This is a genomic window from Pseudomonas sp. Q1 (assembly GCF_009935975.1).
GTDB lineage: Bacteria > Pseudomonadota > Gammaproteobacteria > Pseudomonadales > Pseudomonadaceae > Aquipseudomonas > Aquipseudomonas palleroniana.
Genome location: NZ_QODI01000007.1, coordinates 31,045 through 48,650, shown reverse-complemented (window position 1 = coordinate 48,650; position 17,606 = coordinate 31,045). Strand labels below are relative to the sequence as shown.

Genomic DNA, 17,606 nt, shown 5'->3' with positions numbered 1-17,606 from the left:
GCAGCTTTACACTCTGACCATTACCGTTACCTGGGGTTCGCCATGTCGACATTAGATGAAGAAGAGCGCCGCGAATACTACCGTATCGACGACATGATCGCACTCCAAATCAAATGCCTGTCCGCCCCCGAAGCCGCGAGCAAGGAAGTGTTGCAGGATGATTCGCCGCTGTTCAATCTGCTCAGCGAGCTGCACCTCAGTGAATTCGAAGCCCAACACCTGTTACGCCAGCTCAGCGAGAAGGATCGTACCCTCGCCGCGTTCCTGCGCGTGCAGAACAAACGCCTGGACCTGCTCAGCCAGATCATGGCCCGTGGCCTGCTCGATGAGGTCGGCGCACCGCAGCCGGTGATCATTTCCGAAGGGGGCATCGATTTCCAACACCCCACCCCGCTGGCTACCGGCGCTCACCTCGCCGTCAAGCTGGTGCTCATGCCCCAGGCCCTTGGCCTGCTGCTGCGTGCGCGGGTAACCCATTGCGACCCCAAAGGCAGTGGTTTTGACGTGGGCACCGAATTCGAAGCCATGACCGATGCCCAACGCCAATTGCTGGCGCGCTATATCCTGCAGAAACAAGCACAGGAACGCCGCTTGGCGCGGGAAAAGAGCGACGCCCCAGACACCTGATTCATCTTTACCCGGCCAGCAGACCTGGCATTAAGGAGCAATTGTGACCCTGATCTACGGCCATCGCGGTGCCAAAGGCGAAGCACCGGAAAACACCCTGACCAGCTTTCAGGAGTGCCTCAAGCACGGTGTACGCCGTTGCGAACTGGACCTGCACCTGTCCATGGACGGCGAGTTGATGGTCATCCACGACCCGACCCTCAAGCGCACCACCGACCGGCGCGGCAAAGTCGTCGAGTATTCGGCGGCCGACCTTGTGAAGATGGACGCACGCAAAGGCGGCCCGGGCTGGGTCAAGCCGTGCCCGATTCCCCGCCTGGAAGAACTGTTCGAACAGTGCGACTTCGATCACTGGCAACTGGAAGTCAAAAGCGCTTCACGCACCCGCGCCGCCACCACCGTGCTGGCGATCCGGGAAATGGCTGTACGCTTTGGCCTGATGGACAAGGTCACCGTGACCTCAAGCTCGCGGGAAGTGTTGAAGGCGGCGCTGGAACTGACCCCGGACCTGTCACGCGGCCTGGTTGCCGAGTATGCCTGGCTCGACCCGCTGAAGATCGCGCAGAACTATGGCTGTGAGATCCTGGCGTTGAACTGGACGTTGTGCACCCCTGAGCGCCTGGAAAAAGCCCAGCGTCAGGGCCTGCACGTGTCCGTGTGGACAGTCAACGAACCTGCGCTGATGCGCAGGCTCGCCGACTTCGGCGTAGATAGCCTGATTACAGACTTTCCCGGTTTGGCCACTGCCACCCTAGAGAATTACTGAAATCGGTCTCCCCGGCCGGCTCAGGCCACCGGCCGGAGCCGCTCAAAAAAGCCGGTTGAGGCCGTCGTAGGCCGCTACCCGATAGGCTTCGGCCATGGTCGGGTAGTTGAAGGTGGTGTTGACGAAATACTTGAGGGTATTTTGCTCACCCGGCTGGTTCATGATGGCCTGGCCGATGTGTACGATCTCCGACGCCTGGTAGCCGAAGCAATGCACGCCGAGGACTTCCAGGGTTTCGCGATGGAACAGGATCTTCAGCATGCCTTGCGGCTCGCCGGCGATCTGCGCACGCGCCATGCTCTTGAAGAACGCCTTGCCCACTTCATAAGGCACCTTGGCCTTGGTCAGTTCGTGCTCGTTCTTGCCGATCGAGCTGATCTCCGGAATGGTGTAGATCCCGGTCGGCACGTCGTTCACATAGCGCCAGCTGCCATTGTCGACGATGCTGCCCGCCGCCGAACGGCCTTGGTCGTGCGCCGCACTGGCCAGGCTTGGCCAACCGATCACGTCACCCGCGCCGTAGATGTTCGGCACGCAGGTGCGGTAATTCTCGTCCACCTCGATCTGGCCACGGCTGTTGACCTTGACCCCGATGTTTTCCATGCCCAGCTTGTCGGTGTTGCCGGTACGGCCGTTGCACCACAACAAGGCGTCGGCCTTGATCTTCTTGCCGGACTTGAGGTGCAGGATCACACCATTGTCCAGGCCTTCGACCCGCTCATACTCTTCGTTATGGCGCACGGTGATGTTGTTGTTGCTGAAGTGGTAGCTCAACGCCTGGGAAATTTCCGAGTCGAGGAAGCTCAGCAACTGGTCGCGGTTGTCCACCAACTCCACCAGCACGCCCAGGCCGCTGAAGATCGAGGCGTATTCACAGCCGATCACGCCGGCGCCGTAGATGATCAGTTTGCGCGGGGTATGGCCCAGGCTGAGGATGGTGTCGCTATCGTAGATACGGGCGTGGTTGAAATCGATATCGGCCGGGCGATACGGGCGCGAACCGGTGGCGATGATGATGTGCTTGGCCACCAGCTTCTCGACCACACCATTGGAGCACACCACTTCAACGGTTTGCTCGTCGGCGAAACTGCCGGTGCCGAAGAACAGGTCGACACGGTTACGGGCGTAGTAACCGGTGCGCGAGGCCACCTGCTTGGCGATGACTTTCTCGGCACTTTTCAACACATCCGGAAACGAGAACCAGCGCGGCTCACCAATGGCCCGGAACATCGGGTTGGTGTTGAACTGCATGATCTGGCGCACTGAGTGACGCAAAGCCTTGGACGGGATGGTGCCCAGGTGGGTGCAGTTACCGCCGACCTGGCGACGGCTATCGACCATCGCCACCTTGCGCCCTGCCTTCGCAGCGTTCATCGCCGCACCTTCTCCAGCCGGGCCGGAACCCAGTACCACCACGTCGTAGTTGTAGACAGCCATGCGTACTCCTCAGAACAGGCCAGGCGCACGGTTGGACGCCTGGCTAAATCATGCCGCGGCCAGCGGTCATGAAGGACAATTCGGCTCAAGTGTGTGAACCGGGGCACAGTCTATATAAGGCTCAACGCCGCGCACATTAACCCTTGGTCGCGTCATAGGCCAGTATTGACTTAACGACAGATCCAGGAAATTGCAATAACTGCGACAACCAGTCACTTGACTATCGGTTTTTATTGCCTGGCATGGCTAATACACATATGGTTACAAAACTGTTCAGTGAAGCCTCGCGTAGCGACTTTGCAGCAAGGATGACCAGCGACCAGGGATCACCAATAAGATAGCCAAAATGAGTGCATGACATGTCCACGTCAACGGGCAAAGGCAAAGCGATCTTTCGCGTTGTCAGCGGTAACTTCCTCGAAATGTTCGACTTCATGGTCTACGGCTTCTACGCCACGGCCATTGCCAAGACCTTCTTCCCCACCGACAGCGCCTTCGCGTCCCTGATGCTGTCCCTGGCGACGTTCGGTGCCGGCTTCCTCATGCGCCCGCTGGGTGCGATCTTCCTCGGCGCCTACATTGACCGTCACGGCCGCAAAAAAGGCCTGGTGATCACCCTGGCGCTGATGGCCGCCGGCACCATCCTGATTGCCTGCGTGCCGGGGTATGCCACCCTGGGTGTCGCGGCGCCACTGATCGTACTGCTTGGCCGCCTGCTGCAAGGCTTCTCCGCCGGCGTGGAGCTGGGCGGCGTTTCGGTATACCTGGCGGAAATCGCCACACCGGGCCGCAAGGGCTTTTTCGTCAGTTGGCAGTCCGCCAGCCAACAGGCCGCGGTGGTATTCGCCGGCCTGCTCGGCGTGGGCCTGAACCACTGGCTCAGCCCCGAAGAAATGGGTGACTGGGGCTGGCGCGTGCCGTTCCTGATCGGCTGCCTGATCGTGCCGGTGATCTTTGTGATTCGCCGCTCCTTGGAGGAAACCCCTGAATTCCAGGCACGTAAACACCGCCCTACCCTGCAGGAAATCGTCCGCTCGATCGGCCAGAACTTCGGCATCGTCATCGCCGGCATGGCATTGGTGGTGATGACCACCGTGTCGTTCTACCTGATCACGGCCTACACACCGACCTTCGGCAAGGCGGAGTTGCACTTGTCGGACTTCGATGCCCTGCTGGTGACCGTGTGCGTGGGGATTTCCAACTTCATCTGGCTGCCGGTAATGGGCGCTGTGTCCGACAAGATCGGGCGTAAACCCCTGCTGATGGGGGCGACGATTCTGGCGATCCTCACAGCGTATCCGGCGCTGTCTTGGCTGGTGGCCAACCCAAGCTTCAGCCATCTGCTGATCGTGCTGTTGTGGCTGTCGTTCCTGTACGGTTCGTACAACGGTGCGATGGTAGTCGCGCTCACCGAGATCATGCCGGTCGAGGTGCGTACCACCGGTTTCTCCCTGGCCTACAGCCTGGCGACCGCAACGTTCGGCGGGTTTACCCCTGCGGCCTGTACCTACCTGATCCACGTACTGGACAACAAGGCGGCACCCGGGATCTGGCTCAGTGGCGCGGCCGTGCTGGGGTTGATTGCGACCCTGGTCCTGTTCAAGGGCAACCGGCATGCGCTGCGCACTGCCGAGGCCGCCATCGTTCGCTGAACACTGAACCGCAGACAAAAAAACGCCCCGACATGTCGGGGCGCTTTCATTACGGCTGATGCTTAGCGCGGGAACGCAGGCGGGTTGACCCCAGCCATGTCTTCCATCACGCGAACCACCTGGCAGCTGTAGCCGAACTCGTTGTCGTACCACACGTACAGGACAACGCGGTTGTCCTGGGTGATGGTCGCCTCGGCATCCACCACACCGGCGTGGCGCGAGCCAACGAAGTCGGTGGATACCACTTCCTGCGAATTGACGAAGTCGATCTGCTTATGCAGATCGGAGTGCAGCGCCATATAACGCAGGTACTCGTTCATTTCTTCACGGGTGGCGGCTTTCTCGAGGTTCAGGTTGAGAATGGCCATCGACACGTTTGGCGTTGGAACGCGGATCGCGTTACCGGTCAGCTTGCCGGCCAGCTCAGGCAATGCCTTGGCAGCAGCGGTGGCGGCACCGGTCTCGGTGATCACCATGTTCAACGCGGCGCTACGACCACGGCGATCGCCTTTGTGGAAGTTGTCGATCAGGTTCTGGTCGTTGGTGTACGAGTGAACGGTTTCGACGTGGCCATTGACGATGCCGAACTTGTCATTCACAGCCTTCAGCACCGGCACGATGGCGTTGGTGGTGCAGGAAGCGGCGGACACGATCTTGTCGTCAGCGGTGATTTCGCCGTGGTTGATGCCGTGAACGATGTTCTTCAGCTTGCCCTTGCCAGGCGCGGTCAACACAACGCGATCGATACCCGGGCAGGCCAGGTGCTGGCCCAGGCCGTCGGCATCACGCCATACGCCGGTGTTGTCCACCAGCAGGGCGTCCTTGATACCGTACTGGGTGTAATCCACCTCGGACGGGTTCTTCGCGTAGATCACCTGGATCAGGTTACCGTTGGCGGTGATGGTGTTGTTTTCTTCGTCGATGACGATGGTGCCATTGAACGGGCCGTGTACCGAGTCGCGACGCAGCAGGCTTGCGCGCTTGGTCAGGTCGTTCTCTGCGCCTTTGCGCACCACGATGGCACGCAGGCGCAGGCCATCGCCACCACCGGTTTTCTCGATCAGGATACGCGCCAGCAGGCGGCCGATACGACCGAAGCCGTACAGGACAACGTCGGTGCCTTTACGGGCAGCGGCGTTTTGCTGGCCAATCACCTCGGCCATTTCTTCACGCACGAACTGCTCGGCGCTGCGGCCATTGCCTTCGTTGCGGAATTTATAGGCCAACTTGCCCAGGTCTACCGAGGCCGCGCCGAGCTTGAGCTCGCTCATGGCCTTGAGCAGCGGGAATGTTTCGTGGACGGAGAGTTCGCTGTCGTCGGCGGAGCGATGGCGTGCAAAGCGGTGGGCTTTGAGAATCGCAATGACAGACTGGTTGATCAGGCTGCGGCCATAGATCGAGCTCACCACATTGTTATTGCGGTACAGCTGGCCGATAAGCGGAATCATCGCTTCTGCGAGTGCTTCACGGTCGATCCATTCACCAAGACACTGGTCGGGCTTCTGAGTCACGGGAACCTTCCACATGTAGGGGCAGAAAAAAGGGGCTACATTATGACGCCCGACCGCCCTCGGAGCAATGCGCCAAAGCCAACAAAAAGTGCTTGCCAAAAACAGACACCCCGCTGCAGCCCAGTAAATACGCGGCTTCCAGAAGGCCGCCGGATAGGCGACCCAGGCGACTTGTCCGTAACCCTCCGAAAACCATGCACCGTTTGGCACTACATATTGAGTCAAAACGCAGCTTTGTTTGTCTTAGCCACTACATTTCCTACAAACCGCATTAGGCACAGTCAGCAACTGACAGGCGGCACCTTGGGCCGTTACAATTACCGACTTTGTCGCAACGCTTGGAGCTCAACCTTCCGTGCCCGTTCTGCGTCTACCGCTTCTCCCTGCCGCGGCAGGTAAACAGCACTGGGGCAACCTGCCCGGTGCCGCCCTGAGCCTGGCCATTGCCGAGGCTGCCAGCGCAGCCAAGCGCTTTACCCTGCTGCTCACCGCCGACAGCCAAAGTGCCGAACGGCTGGAGCAGGAGCTGAGCTTCTTCGCCCCCGATTTGCCGGTGCTGCATTTCCCCGACTGGGAAACCCTGCCCTACGACCTGTTCTCGCCGCACCAGGACATCATTTCCCAGCGCATCGCCAGCCTGTATCGCTTGCCGGAGCTGGCCCACGGTGTACTGGTGGTGCCGATCACCACGGCGCTGCACCGCCTGGCGCCGACCAAGTTCCTGCTCGGTAGCAGCCTGGTGCTGGATGTCGGCCAGAAACTCGACGTGGACCAGATGCGCACGCGCCTGGAAGCCAGCGGCTACCGCTGCGTCGACACGGTGTACGAACACGGCGAGTTCGCCGTGCGCGGGGCACTGATCGACCTGTTCCCCATGGGCAGCAAACTGCCGTATCGCATCGACCTGTTCGATGACGAAATCGAGACCCTGCGCACCTTCGACCCGGAAAACCAACGCTCCATCGACAAGGTCGATTCGGTCAAGCTGCTGCCGGCGCGGGAATTCCCCCTGCAAAAGGATGCAGTGACCCGCTTCAAGGCGCGCTTTCGCGAGCGCTTCGACGTGGACTTCCGCCGCTGCCCGATCTTTCAGGACTTGAGCAGTGGGATTACGCCGGCCGGGATCGAGTACTACCTGCCACTGTTCTTCGACGAAACCTCCACCCTGTTCGATTACCTGCCCCAGGACACCCAGGTGTTCTCGCTACCGGGTATCGAACAAGCGGCGGAAAATTTCTGGAACGATGTGCGTAACCGCTATGAAGAGCGTCGCGTCGATCCGTCGCGTCCTTTATTGCCGCCCGCCGAATTGTTCCTGCCGGTGGAAGACTGCTTCGCGCGCCTGAAAAGCTGGCCGCGCGTGGTTGCCAGCCAGCAAGACGTGGAAGCCGGCAGCGGCCGCGAGCGCTTCCCCGCGCAAACGCTGCCGGACCTGGCGATTGAAGCCAAGGCCAATCAGCCGTTGGAAGCGCTGTCGAATTTCCTCGGCGATTTCCCCGGCCGCGTGTTGTTTACCGCCGAATCCGCCGGTCGCCGCGAAGTGCTGCTGGAGCTGCTGGAACGCTTGAAGCTGCGCCCGAAAACCGTCGACAACTGGCCGGACTTCGTTGCGGGCAAAGATCGCCTGGCGATCACCATCGCGCCGTTGGACGAGGGCCTGTTGTTGAATGACCCGGCCCTGGCGCTGATCGCCGAAAGCCCGCTGTTCGGCCAACGCGTGATGCAGCGCCGCCGCCGAGAAAAACGTGCCGACGCCAACAACGATGCCGTCATCAAGAACCTCACCGAGCTGCGCGAAGGCGCACCGGTGGTGCATATCGACCATGGCGTAGGTCGCTATCTGGGCCTGCAGACCCTGGAGATTGATAACCAGGCCGCCGAATTCCTCACCATGGAATACGCCGAGGGCGCCAAGCTCTACGTGCCCGTGGCCAACCTGCACCTGATCGCCCGCTACACCGGCAGCGACGACGCCCTGGCGCCGCTGCATCGCCTGGGTTCCGAGACCTGGCAGAAAGCCAAGCGCAAAGCCGCCGAACAGGTGCGCGATGTGGCCGCCGAGTTGCTCGACATCTACGCCCGCCGCGCCGCCCGCGAAGGTTATGCGTTCGCCGACCCGAAAGCCGACTACGCCACCTTCAGCGCCGGCTTCGCCTTCGAAGAAACCCCGGACCAGCAAACCACCATTGAAGCCGTGCGCGCCGACATGCTCGCGCCCAAACCGATGGACCGCCTGGTGTGCGGCGACGTGGGCTTCGGCAAGACCGAAGTGGCCATGCGCGCAGCGTTCATTGCCGTACACGCGGGCAAGCAAGTGGCGATTCTGGTGCCGACCACCCTGCTCGCCCAGCAGCACTACAACAGCTTTCGCGACCGCTTTGCCGACTGGCCGGTGACCGTGGAAGTGATGAGCCGCTTCAAGTCGGCCAAGGAAGTGAGTGCCGCCGTCGCCGATCTCGCCGAAGGCAAGATCGACATCGTGATCGGCACCCACAAGCTGCTGTCGGACGATGTGAAGATCAAGAACCTGGGCCTGGTGATCATCGACGAAGAACACCGCTTTGGGGTGCGCCAGAAGGAACAGCTCAAGGCCCTGCGCAGCGAAGTCGACATCCTGACCCTTACCGCCACGCCGATTCCGCGCACGCTGAACATGGCGGTGTCGGGCATGCGCGACCTGTCGATCATCGCCACGCCGCCGGCGCGCCGCTTGTCGGTGCGCACCTTCGTCATGGAGCAGAACAAAAGCACGGTCAAGGAAGCGCTGCTGCGCGAATTGCTGCGCGGCGGGCAGGTTTATTACCTGCACAACGATGTGAAAACCATCGAGAAATGCGCCGCCGACCTCGCCGAACTGGTGCCGGAAGCCCGTATTGCCATCGGCCACGGCCAGATGCGCGAACGTGAACTCGAACAGGTGATGAGCGACTTCTATCACAAGCGCTTCAACGTACTTATCGCCTCGACCATTATCGAGACCGGCATCGACGTGCCGAGCGCCAACACCATCATCATCGAGCGCGCCGACAAGTTCGGCCTGGCCCAATTGCACCAGTTGCGTGGCCGCGTCGGGCGCAGCCACCACCAAGCCTACGCCTACCTGCTGACGCCTCCACGCCAGCAGATTACCGGGGATGCCGAAAAGCGCCTGGAAGCGATCGCCAACACCCAGGACCTGGGGGCCGGTTTTGTACTGGCCACCAACGACCTGGAAATCCGCGGTGCCGGCGAATTGCTGGGCGACGGCCAAAGCGGACAGATCCAGGCGGTGGGCTTCACCCTGTATATGGAAATGCTGGAACGCGCCGTGAAGGCCATTCGCAAGGGCGAGCAACCGAACCTCGACCAACCCTTGGGTGGCGGTCCGGAAATCAACCTGCGCTTGCCGGCGCTGATCCCCGAGGATTATCTGCCGGATGTGCATGCACGATTGATCCTGTACAAGCGCATTGCCTCGGCCACCGATGAAGAAGGTCTCAAGGACCTGCAGGTGGAAATGATCGACCGCTTCGGCCTGTTGCCTGAACCGACCAAGAACCTGGTGCGCCTGACCTTGCTCAAATTGCAGGCCGAGCAGTTGGGGATCAAGAAGGTCGACGCCGGGCCTCAAGGTGGGCGCATCGAATTTGCAGCGCAAACGCCGGTTGACCCCTTGGTGCTGATCAAGCTGATCCAGGGGCAGCCCAACCGTTACAAGTTCGAAGGGGCTACGCTGTTCAAATTCATGGTCCCGATGGAACGCGCCGAAGAACGCTTTAATACCCTGGAGGCGCTGTTTGAGCGCCTCATCCCGAAATCCGCTTGAAGGACGCCCCCATGCGCCTGCTCCGCACCCTAAGCCTGCTGTTGGTGGTACTCGCACCGGCGGCCTTTGCCGACAGCCCGTATCAGGTGGAACTGATCCTGGTACGCCAGAACGCGGAGCCGGTGATCAACAGCCGCGCCGCACCGGAAAACTGGGATGCCGGTGCCGTTCACTTGGGCAGTGATAAAATCAGCCCGCCGCGCCTGAACAACATCGTCGACAAACTCAATGCGGACAACAGCTACACCGTGCTGGCGCACAAAGCCTGGGAGCAGAACCTTGGCGATCAACCGGTGAAAGTCGCGATCACCGACGGCCAGGAGCAATTCGGCCAGTTCCCTATCGAAGGCGTGCTGAACCTGCAATTGGGCCGTTTCACCGATATCGACGCCGACTTCTGGACCAACCAGTTCGACAGCAATGGCAGCGTGATCGCCAGCGAGCACCTGGCCCAGAAAGACGTGCGCACCAAGAACAACCAGCTCAACTACCTGGATGGCGGCCATCTGGCGCTGCTGATCAAGATCACTTCGCTGACCGCCAAGCCACCCAGCGCACCACCGCCCGACATTCAGGACTGATCCAGCGCCATGCCCCTGACGTCGTCATTGACCAAACCACTGGCCCCTTCGTGGGCCAACCGCTTTAAAGAGCAGAGCTTGGAGCGCGGGCGGCGTTATGCACTGGAAAATCGCGTGCGCATCGTCGAGTCCGGCGACAGCACCATCATCGCCAGTTGTGAAGGCTCCGGCAGCAACGTTTACCGGCAGACCATCTCACTGCGCGAATCGGCCAAGGGCACACTGATTCTGGTGGACAGCCGCTGTACCTGCCCGGTGCACACCAACTGCAAACACATCGCGGCGGTATTGCTCAAGGTTCAGGAAACCCTGGCTTACCCGGCCGCCGCCCAGGACGCCGAGCTGCTGGAAAAGCTCCAGGCCGTACTGGATAACCGCGTGGTGTTGCCGCAAGTGGTGATGGAAGATGTGCCGCCCGTGCCGCGCTTATGGCTGGCCAGTGCCGAATTCAGTGCGTTCGAGCCGCGCAACGGCAAGATGCAGCGCTATATCCAGCACCGTGCGGCGTTGTCGTTCAATTATTTGGGCAACTATGTCAGCGGGCAGAAAAACGCAGACATCATCGTGCGCCAGGAATCCCAGAGCCTGCGTATCAAGCGACATCCCGAGCTGGAACAGCGCTATCGCGAACAACTGCGCCTGCTGGGCTTCAAGATCGCCACGCGGCAGAGCAAAGCCCTGCCGGAAAGCGCCGGCGAACTGTTCGAAATGGTCAATGACAGCGCCTGGCTGAACTTCACCCTCAATGCATCGCCCACCTTGCGCAGCGACGGCTGGGAGCTGCAGATCGATGAAGATTTCGGCTTCGACCTGAGCGCCGTCGATGATTGGTACGCCACGGTCGATGAAGGGCCGGAGCGCGACTGGTTCGACCTGGAGTTGGGGATTATCGTCAACGGTGAGCGCCTGAGCCTGCTGCCGATCCTGTTGAACCTGATGCGCTCCCACACCGAAATTCTCAACCCGGAAAAACTCGCACGGCGCCGCGATGACGAGCTGATCCTGGTGAATATCCCGGGGCTGCCCAATGGTCATGGGCCGCTGCAAGTAGCGCTGCCCTATGGCCGGTTGAAACCGGTACTGGCCACCCTTGGCGAGTTTTATCTGCAAGATCCCGGCACCACCACACTGCGCCTGGCCAAGGCCGACGCGATTCGCCTGAACCCACTGGAAGACCTGCCACTGCAATGGGAAGGTGGCGAGAAAATCCGCAACTTTGCCCAACGCCTGCGCGACATCAAGGATTTCACCTGCATAGCGCCCGAGGGGCTGAACGCTACCTTGCGCCCGTATCAGCTGGAAGGCTTGAGTTGGATGCAGTCGCTGCGCCAATTGGACGTCGGTGGGATTCTTGCAGATGACATGGGCCTGGGTAAAACCTTGCAAACCCTGGCGCATATTCTCAGTGAAAAAACCGCCGGACGCCTGGACCGGCCGTGCATGGTGGTGATGCCCACCAGCCTGATTCCCAACTGGTTGGATGAGGCGGCGCACTTCACACCGCAACTCAGGGTATTGGCGCTGTACGGTGCGGGACGCAAGAAACATTTCCCGAACCTGCAGGAGTATGACCTGCTGCTGACCACCTATGCGTTGCTGCCCAAGGACATAGAACGGCTCGCCGCCCTGCCCTTGCATGTGCTGATCCTCGACGAAGCTCAATACATCAAGAACCCCAACAGCAAGGCGGCCCAGGCGGCGCGCGAACTGAATGCACGGCAGCGCCTGTGCCTGAGTGGTACGCCACTGGAAAACCACCTGGGCGAGCTGTGGTCGTTGTTCCACTTCCTGCTGCCGGGCTGGCTGGGCGATGTCAAAAGCTTCAACCGCGACTACCGCGTGCCCATCGAAAAGCGCGCCAGTGATGTGCGATTGCAGCATCTCAATGGTCGGATCAAACCGTTCCTGCTGCGCCGCACCAAGGAGCAGGTGGCAACCGAGTTGCCACCCAAGACCGAGATCATCCACTGGGTCGATCTCAATGAGGCCCAGCGCGATGTGTACGAGACCATGCGCCTGGCCATGGACAAGAAGGTGCGCGACGAGATCACCCGCAAGGGGGTGGCCCGCAGCCAGATCATCATTCTTGAAGCACTGCTCAAGCTGCGCCAGGTGTGCTGCGACCTGCGCCTGGTCAACGACGCGACCTTTCCCGTACGGGGCAGCAGCTCCGGCAAGCTCGACAGCCTGATGGAGATGCTCGAGGAGCTGTTTGAAGAGGGGCGGCGAATCCTGCTGTTTTCCCAGTTCACCTCGATGCTCAGCTTGATCGAGACCGAGCTGAAAAACCGTGGCATCGCCTATGCCTTGTTGACCGGCCAGACCCGGGATCGGCGTACACCGGTGAAGGATTTCCAGAGCGGCAAACTGCAGATTTTTCTGATCAGCCTGAAGGCCGGTGGCGTAGGCTTGAACCTGACCGAAGCCGACACTGTGATCCATTACGACCCATGGTGGAACCCGGCCACGGAAAACCAGGCCACCGATCGCGCCTATCGCATCGGGCAAGAGAAGCCGGTGTTCGTGTACAAGATGATTGCCCGAGGCACGGTGGAGGAGAAAATCCAGCACCTGCAGAAGGAGAAGTCCGACTTGGCGGCAGGCGTGCTGGATGGTCGCACGACCGGGGATTGGCAATTGGGCAACGAGGATATCGAGGCGTTGTTTGCACCGTTGCCCAACAAACAGGAAAAGCGCTGACGGTCAGACCGTCATCGGGAGCAAGCCCCCTCCCACACTGATCGCGTTTCTTCAGATGAAACGCGGTCAAGTGTGGGAGGGGGCTTGCTCCCGATGGCCGCGACGCAGTGTTCAGTCGATCAACTGAGCCTCGCGCAACGCAGTGAGCGCCACCAACCAACGCGGGTCCTGCTTGTAGTCCGTCGATGCAATCGCCTGGCCACGCATGCGTGCAATGCGGGCCGATGGCTTGACCTTCATACGCTGTGCCGCGCTGAGTGCAAGCTCGGCGGCGGCACGATCGTTACACACCAACCCCATGTCGCAACCCGCTGTCAGCGCCGCTTCAATACGGCTCGCAGCGTCGCCCACCACGTGCGCCCCGGCCATGGACAGGTCATCGCTGAAGATGACCCCGTCGAACTGCAATTCGCCGCGCAGGATGTCCTGCAACCAGCGGCGCGAGAAACCGGCGGGCTGGGAATCCACTTGCGGATAAATCACGTGCGCAGGCATCACTGCCGCCAACTGCTTGCTCAGGCGTGCGAAAGGCACCAGATCATTGTTACGAATCTGTTCCAGGCTGCGTTCGTCATTCGGAATAGCAACGTGGGAATCAGCCTCAGCCCAACCGTGCCCCGGGAAGTGTTTACCGGTAGCGGCCATGCCGGCGCTGTTCATGCCCCGGATAAAAGCCCCGGCGAGCACAGCGGCGCGTTCGGGGTCAGCCTCGAAGGAGCGCGTGCCGACCACGGCGCTGCGCTGGTAATCCAGATCCAGTACCGGGGCAAAGCTCAGGTCAAGGCCCACAGCCAGCACCTCGGTTGCCATGATCCAGCCACACTGCTCGGCCAGGTATTCGGCGTTGGGGTTATCCGCCAGGGCGCGCATCGCCGGCAAACGCACGAAGCCTTGGCGCAGGCGCTGCACGCGCCCGCCCTCCTGGTCAACCGCCAGCAGCAAGTCCGGGCGCACCGCACGGATGGCCGCGCTCAGCTCGCGGACCTGGCGCGGATGCTCGATATTGCGTGCAAAAATGATCAGCCCCCCCACTTCCGGCTGACGCAACAGGTGACGATCCTCGGCCGTCAGCCAGGTACCGGCAACGTCGACCATCAAAGAACCTTGCAGGGCAGCAGTCATAAACCTTCCTTAAATAACGCACACAACCCGTTGCCCTCACGCAGCCCCCTTCATCCTGGGCGCTGAGTGAAAGCAACGGGTTGCGAGTCAATAGCTGAAATCGGCATGGTGGCTAGCTTAGCGGATGCCAGCAGCCACGCACACCCGGCACGGTCATGCTTTGGCGACGGCCGGTGTCGATTTGCTGCGTGGACGCAATTGGGCGGCGGCCATGGCTTGATCGGTCACACCGGTTTCGGCACGCATGCCGGCGGCGAGAAATGGCACCATCAGGCGCATCACCTGCTCAATGGACGTGTTGACGCCGAAATCGGTCTCGGCAATGGCGCGCAATGCCTTGATCCCGGACATGCTGAACGCGGCGGCACCGAGCATGAAGTGCACACGCCAGAACAATTCGATCGGCGGAATACGTGGGGCGGCTTCATTGACCAACAACATGTAACGGCGAAATACCTTGCCGTACATATCTTCAAGATAACGCCGCAGGTGGCCCTGACTCTGGCTGAACGCCAGGCCTAACAGGCGCATGAAGATCGACAGGTCGTTGCCGCTGCGCGGTTGCACCACCAGCGCCTGTTCAACCAGGATTTCCAGCAGGTCTTCCAGGCTTGGCTTGTTTTCCGGCTTGGTCTGGCGACGCTCCAGTTCACGGTCGAGGCTGGCGCAGAACGGCCCCAGGAAGCGCGAGAATACCGCCTGGATCAGGGCTTTTTTCGAGCCGAAATGGTAATTCACTGCCGCGAGGTTGACCCCAGCCTTGCTGGTGATCAGACGCAATGAGGTTTCAGCAAATCCTTTTTCCGCGAACAACTGCTCGGCAGCATCGAGAATGCGTTCAACGGTTTCCGACTGGGCCATGGCTACTCCGCCTGACAAACACTTGTTTGAAACATACGTTTCAGAGTATGTCTTGTCAAGCCTGCGGTCCATTTTCCGGCCGGGCAGTCACCTGTTTCAGCGCTATTTAATCACATCCTGGCGGCTCTATAGGCAGCGCTGTCGCTGCCCTGCAGGCGCACCGACAAATGACCGTCCAGCGGAGCGCTCGAAAAGGATGATTGCCAAGCGCAGTCCACTGTATATAATCCCAGTCACTGTATAAAAAGACAGAGCGATCAACATGCTAAAACTGACGCCACGCCAAGCTGAGATTCTGGCTTTTATCAAGCGCTGCCTCGATGACAACGGCTACCCGCCGACCCGAGCGGAAATTGCGCTGGAACTGGGATTCAAGTCTCCCAACGCCGCCGAAGAACATCTCAAGGCCCTCGCTCGCAAAGGCGCGATCGAGATGACCCCAGGCGCTTCACGCGGTATCCGCATCCCTGGCTTCGAAGCCAAGGCCGATGAGTCGACGCTGCCCATTATCGGCCGCGTCGCTGCTGGCGCGCCGATCCTGGCGCAACAGCACGTCGAGGAGTCCTGCAACATCAACCCGACCTTCTTCCATCCGCGCGCCGACTACCTGTTACGGGTTCAAGGCATGAGCATGAAGGATGTGGGTATTTTCGACGGAGACCTGCTGGCCGTCCACACCACCCGCGAAGCCCGTAATGGCCAGATCGTCGTCGCCCGTATTGGCGATGAAGTGACCGTCAAACGCTTCAAGCGCGAAGGCAGCAAGGTCTGGCTTATAGCCGAAAACCCTGAGTTCGCCCCGATCGAAGTCAACCTGAAAGATCAGGACCTGGTGATCGAAGGCCTGAGCGTCGGCGTCATTCGCCGCTAAAGGAGGCACCATGCAGCTCGTGCACACCCCACAGCACACTCAACTGTCGCTGTTCGAGGCCTTCATGGCCCAACCTCTTGTGCCAATCCTCAAGGAAGCGGTCGAAGCGCCTTGGAGCGCCGAACCTGAGGCGTTCAGCGAGCTGTCGTTGCGCGGTGCTGCCGAGAGCTGCCTGAACCTGCTGGCGCCGATCCTTCGCGAATTAAGCGAGGAGAAAGACGCGCGCTGGCTGACGCTGATCGCCCCGCCCGCCAGCCTGACCCAGGCCTGGCTGCGGGACGCCGGCCTCAACCGCGAACGCATCCTGCTGTTGCAACCGCGCGGTACGCAAAGTGCCCAGCAATTGACCTGTGAAGCCTTGCGACTGGGCCGTAGCCATACAGTCGTCAGCTGGTTGAACCCGCTGAACGCTAGCGCAAAGCAACAGTTGATCAATGCCGCACGTGAAGGTGACGCGCAAAGCTTGAATATTCGATTAGGGTAAAAGCGGGATGCTGCATTCAATGCAGGGGGCTGTAGTGAGCGGGCTTGCCCCGCGCTGGGCTGCGAAGCGGCCCCAAATTGAACAACGCGATACATCAGAAACCAAGCGATCTTAAATCGACCAACGCACTACATCAGTAACTAAGCGACACCTGGTTTTGGGGCTGCTTCGCAGCCCAGCGCGGGGCAAGCCCGCTCACTACAAAAACCGCGCCCACAGGAAGGAATCAGTGAAGCACGCGTGGCCCATCTTCCTTCTCTGGCTCGCCTTCCGCCAGACGACCAGCCATCTGTACGCCCACGCTCAACATGGCTTTAGCCACTTCCACGTGCTGGCCTTGCAGGAACGCTTTTGCGTCCTCGGAAAAATCCAGAATAACCAGAGAACCCTCGTCCTCAGCGCGGCGCAGCTCGATTCGACCGTCAGGCAACTCGACAATTTCCAGAAAGGACGTTGGCATAAAAATGTGTTCTCCACGAAAGGCCAGGATTATATCAGTCATCCACCCAGCCCCGCAGAGGTTCTGAAGAGGTTTCTTTACAGCTTGATGAACGGTGCTTTGTGCTGTGCACCCGAACAATAGGGGTGCCTCAGCACTCGTTCAACCCTTCCCGAAACCGCAAGGCCATCTTTTTCAGCTCCTGGCGCCAGCTTTCCAGCTCTTCGCGGCTCAATGGCTTGGGTTCATCATCTTCCAGGGCAACCGCCACAATCAGCGGCTGGGTCACATCGCCCTTGGGCACGTGGCGAACCCGTGGCGGCTGGAACATATCAGCATGAGCCTTGAGCAGGCGGGCGACCCAACTGTCAGGGTTTTGAGCCATTTCTACCAATTCCGCCAGCTCTGGGATGGCCATGGCTTCCAGTACTTGCGGGCTCATGATCATCTCTGCACGAGGTGAGCCGGCCTGGGGCAAGCGATAGAACCCGGCAATTTCATGGCACAGCCCCAGCAAGGCGCCGTACAGATGAAACAGTGCGGCCTCACGCCCCGCCTGGACCAGCGCGATGGCGTTCATCTCTTTCCCTTCCTCGGCGCGGCCAAGGGCATCCAGGGACAAACCCGCGAAGTAAATTTTCTGGTTGGTACGGGTATAGAGTTCGTTGGCCATAAAGGCAGTCTCCACAACGAATAGAACGTGATGTCGGCTACGTTTGGAGCGGGCTTGCTCGCAAAAACCTGAGGAAG

General features: G+C 60.4%; 14 protein-coding genes. 8 read left to right on the top strand and 6 right to left on the bottom strand.

All coding sequences use genetic code 11. From position 1 onward, the window contains the following. Nucleotides 1-42 precede the first annotated feature (42 nt). Both DK870_RS12495 and DK870_RS12490 read left to right on the top strand, forming a co-directional pair. Nucleotides 43-627 carry a PilZ domain-containing protein gene (locus DK870_RS12495; RefSeq protein WP_060753156.1) on the top strand — a complete coding sequence of 195 codons (585 nt, stop codon included), beginning with the start codon at nucleotides 43-45 and terminating at the stop codon, nucleotides 625-627. A 43-nt stretch (nucleotides 628-670) separates the two neighbouring features. Then, the gene (locus DK870_RS12490; RefSeq protein WP_060753155.1) at nucleotides 671-1,393 is read left to right on the top strand and encodes a glycerophosphodiester phosphodiesterase family protein; all 723 of its coding nucleotides are present in this window, start codon (nucleotides 671-673) and stop codon (nucleotides 1,391-1,393) included. 42 nt (nucleotides 1,394-1,435) lie between these two features. Here DK870_RS12490 and sthA read toward each other — a convergent pair whose 3' ends face one another. Beyond that, nucleotides 1,436-2,830: a Si-specific NAD(P)(+) transhydrogenase gene (gene sthA / locus DK870_RS12485; RefSeq protein WP_060753154.1), complete on the bottom strand. Its 1,395-nt coding sequence runs from the start codon at nucleotides 2,828-2,830 to the stop codon at nucleotides 1,436-1,438. A gap of 359 nt (nucleotides 2,831-3,189) precedes the next feature. On the opposite strand from sthA, the gene DK870_RS12480 reads away from it, so the two are divergent. Then, on the top strand, nucleotides 3,190-4,482 hold the full coding sequence (locus DK870_RS12480) for an MFS transporter (protein WP_060753153.1): 1,293 nt from the start codon (nucleotides 3,190-3,192) through the stop codon (nucleotides 4,480-4,482). Nucleotides 4,483-4,544: 62 nt separating this feature from the next. On the opposite strand, the gene DK870_RS12475 is transcribed toward DK870_RS12480, so the two are convergent. After that, on the bottom strand, nucleotides 4,545-6,008 hold the full coding sequence (locus DK870_RS12475; protein WP_060753152.1) for a glyceraldehyde-3-phosphate dehydrogenase: 1,464 nt from the start codon (nucleotides 6,006-6,008) through the stop codon (nucleotides 4,545-4,547). Between the two features lie 340 nt (nucleotides 6,009-6,348). Here DK870_RS12475 and mfd point away from each other — a divergent pair, with 340 nt between their 5' ends. Genes mfd through DK870_RS12460 form a run of 3 tightly spaced genes read left to right on the top strand, consistent with a single transcriptional unit; the run spans nucleotide 6,349 to nucleotide 13,079 of the window. Beyond that, on the top strand, nucleotides 6,349-9,798 hold the full coding sequence (mfd, locus tag DK870_RS12470; protein WP_060753151.1) for a transcription-repair coupling factor: 3,450 nt from the start codon (nucleotides 6,349-6,351) through the stop codon (nucleotides 9,796-9,798). Nucleotides 9,799-9,809: 11 nt separating this feature from the next. Beyond that, nucleotides 9,810-10,379, top strand: coding sequence for a CsiV family protein (locus DK870_RS12465; protein WP_161548746.1), 570 nt, complete (start codon nucleotides 9,810-9,812; stop codon nucleotides 10,377-10,379). A gap of 9 nt (nucleotides 10,380-10,388) precedes the next feature. After that, nucleotides 10,389-13,079, top strand: coding sequence for a DEAD/DEAH box helicase (locus tag DK870_RS12460; protein WP_161548745.1), 2,691 nt, complete (start codon nucleotides 10,389-10,391; stop codon nucleotides 13,077-13,079). 111 nt (nucleotides 13,080-13,190) lie between these two features. Here the strand turns inward: DK870_RS12460 and nagZ are convergent, their stop codons facing one another. Together nagZ and DK870_RS12450 are read right to left on the bottom strand one after the other, a co-directional pair. Then, entirely contained in the window at nucleotides 13,191-14,201 is a 1,011-nt protein-coding gene (gene nagZ / locus DK870_RS12455) for a beta-N-acetylhexosaminidase (protein ID WP_060753148.1), read from the bottom strand. A 153-nt stretch (nucleotides 14,202-14,354) separates the two neighbouring features. Next, on the bottom strand, nucleotides 14,355-15,062 hold the full coding sequence (locus DK870_RS12450; protein ID WP_053255043.1) for a TetR/AcrR family transcriptional regulator: 708 nt from the start codon (nucleotides 15,060-15,062) through the stop codon (nucleotides 14,355-14,357). A gap of 262 nt (nucleotides 15,063-15,324) precedes the next feature. Here DK870_RS12450 and lexA point away from each other — a divergent pair, with 262 nt between their 5' ends. Both lexA and sulA read left to right on the top strand, forming a co-directional pair. Further along, nucleotides 15,325-15,933 (top strand): transcriptional repressor LexA, encoded by a 609-nt coding sequence (lexA, locus tag DK870_RS12445; RefSeq protein ID WP_060753147.1) that lies wholly within the window; start codon nucleotides 15,325-15,327, stop codon nucleotides 15,931-15,933. A gap of 10 nt (nucleotides 15,934-15,943) precedes the next feature. Continuing rightward, the gene (gene sulA / locus DK870_RS12440; RefSeq protein ID WP_090366160.1) at nucleotides 15,944-16,417 is read left to right on the top strand and encodes an SOS-induced cell division inhibitor SulA; all 474 of its coding nucleotides are present in this window, start codon (nucleotides 15,944-15,946) and stop codon (nucleotides 16,415-16,417) included. A 226-nt stretch (nucleotides 16,418-16,643) separates the two neighbouring features. Here sulA and DK870_RS12435 read toward each other — a convergent pair whose 3' ends face one another. Together DK870_RS12435 and DK870_RS12430 are read right to left on the bottom strand one after the other, a co-directional pair. Continuing rightward, the gene (locus tag DK870_RS12435; RefSeq protein WP_017254451.1) at nucleotides 16,644-16,877 is read right to left on the bottom strand and encodes a hypothetical protein; all 234 of its coding nucleotides are present in this window, start codon (nucleotides 16,875-16,877) and stop codon (nucleotides 16,644-16,646) included. Between the two features lie 130 nt (nucleotides 16,878-17,007). Further along, nucleotides 17,008-17,529, bottom strand: a complete 522-nt coding sequence (locus tag DK870_RS12430; protein WP_060753145.1) for a DUF6586 family protein — start codon at nucleotides 17,527-17,529, stop codon at nucleotides 17,008-17,010. Nucleotides 17,530-17,606 lie beyond the last annotated feature (77 nt).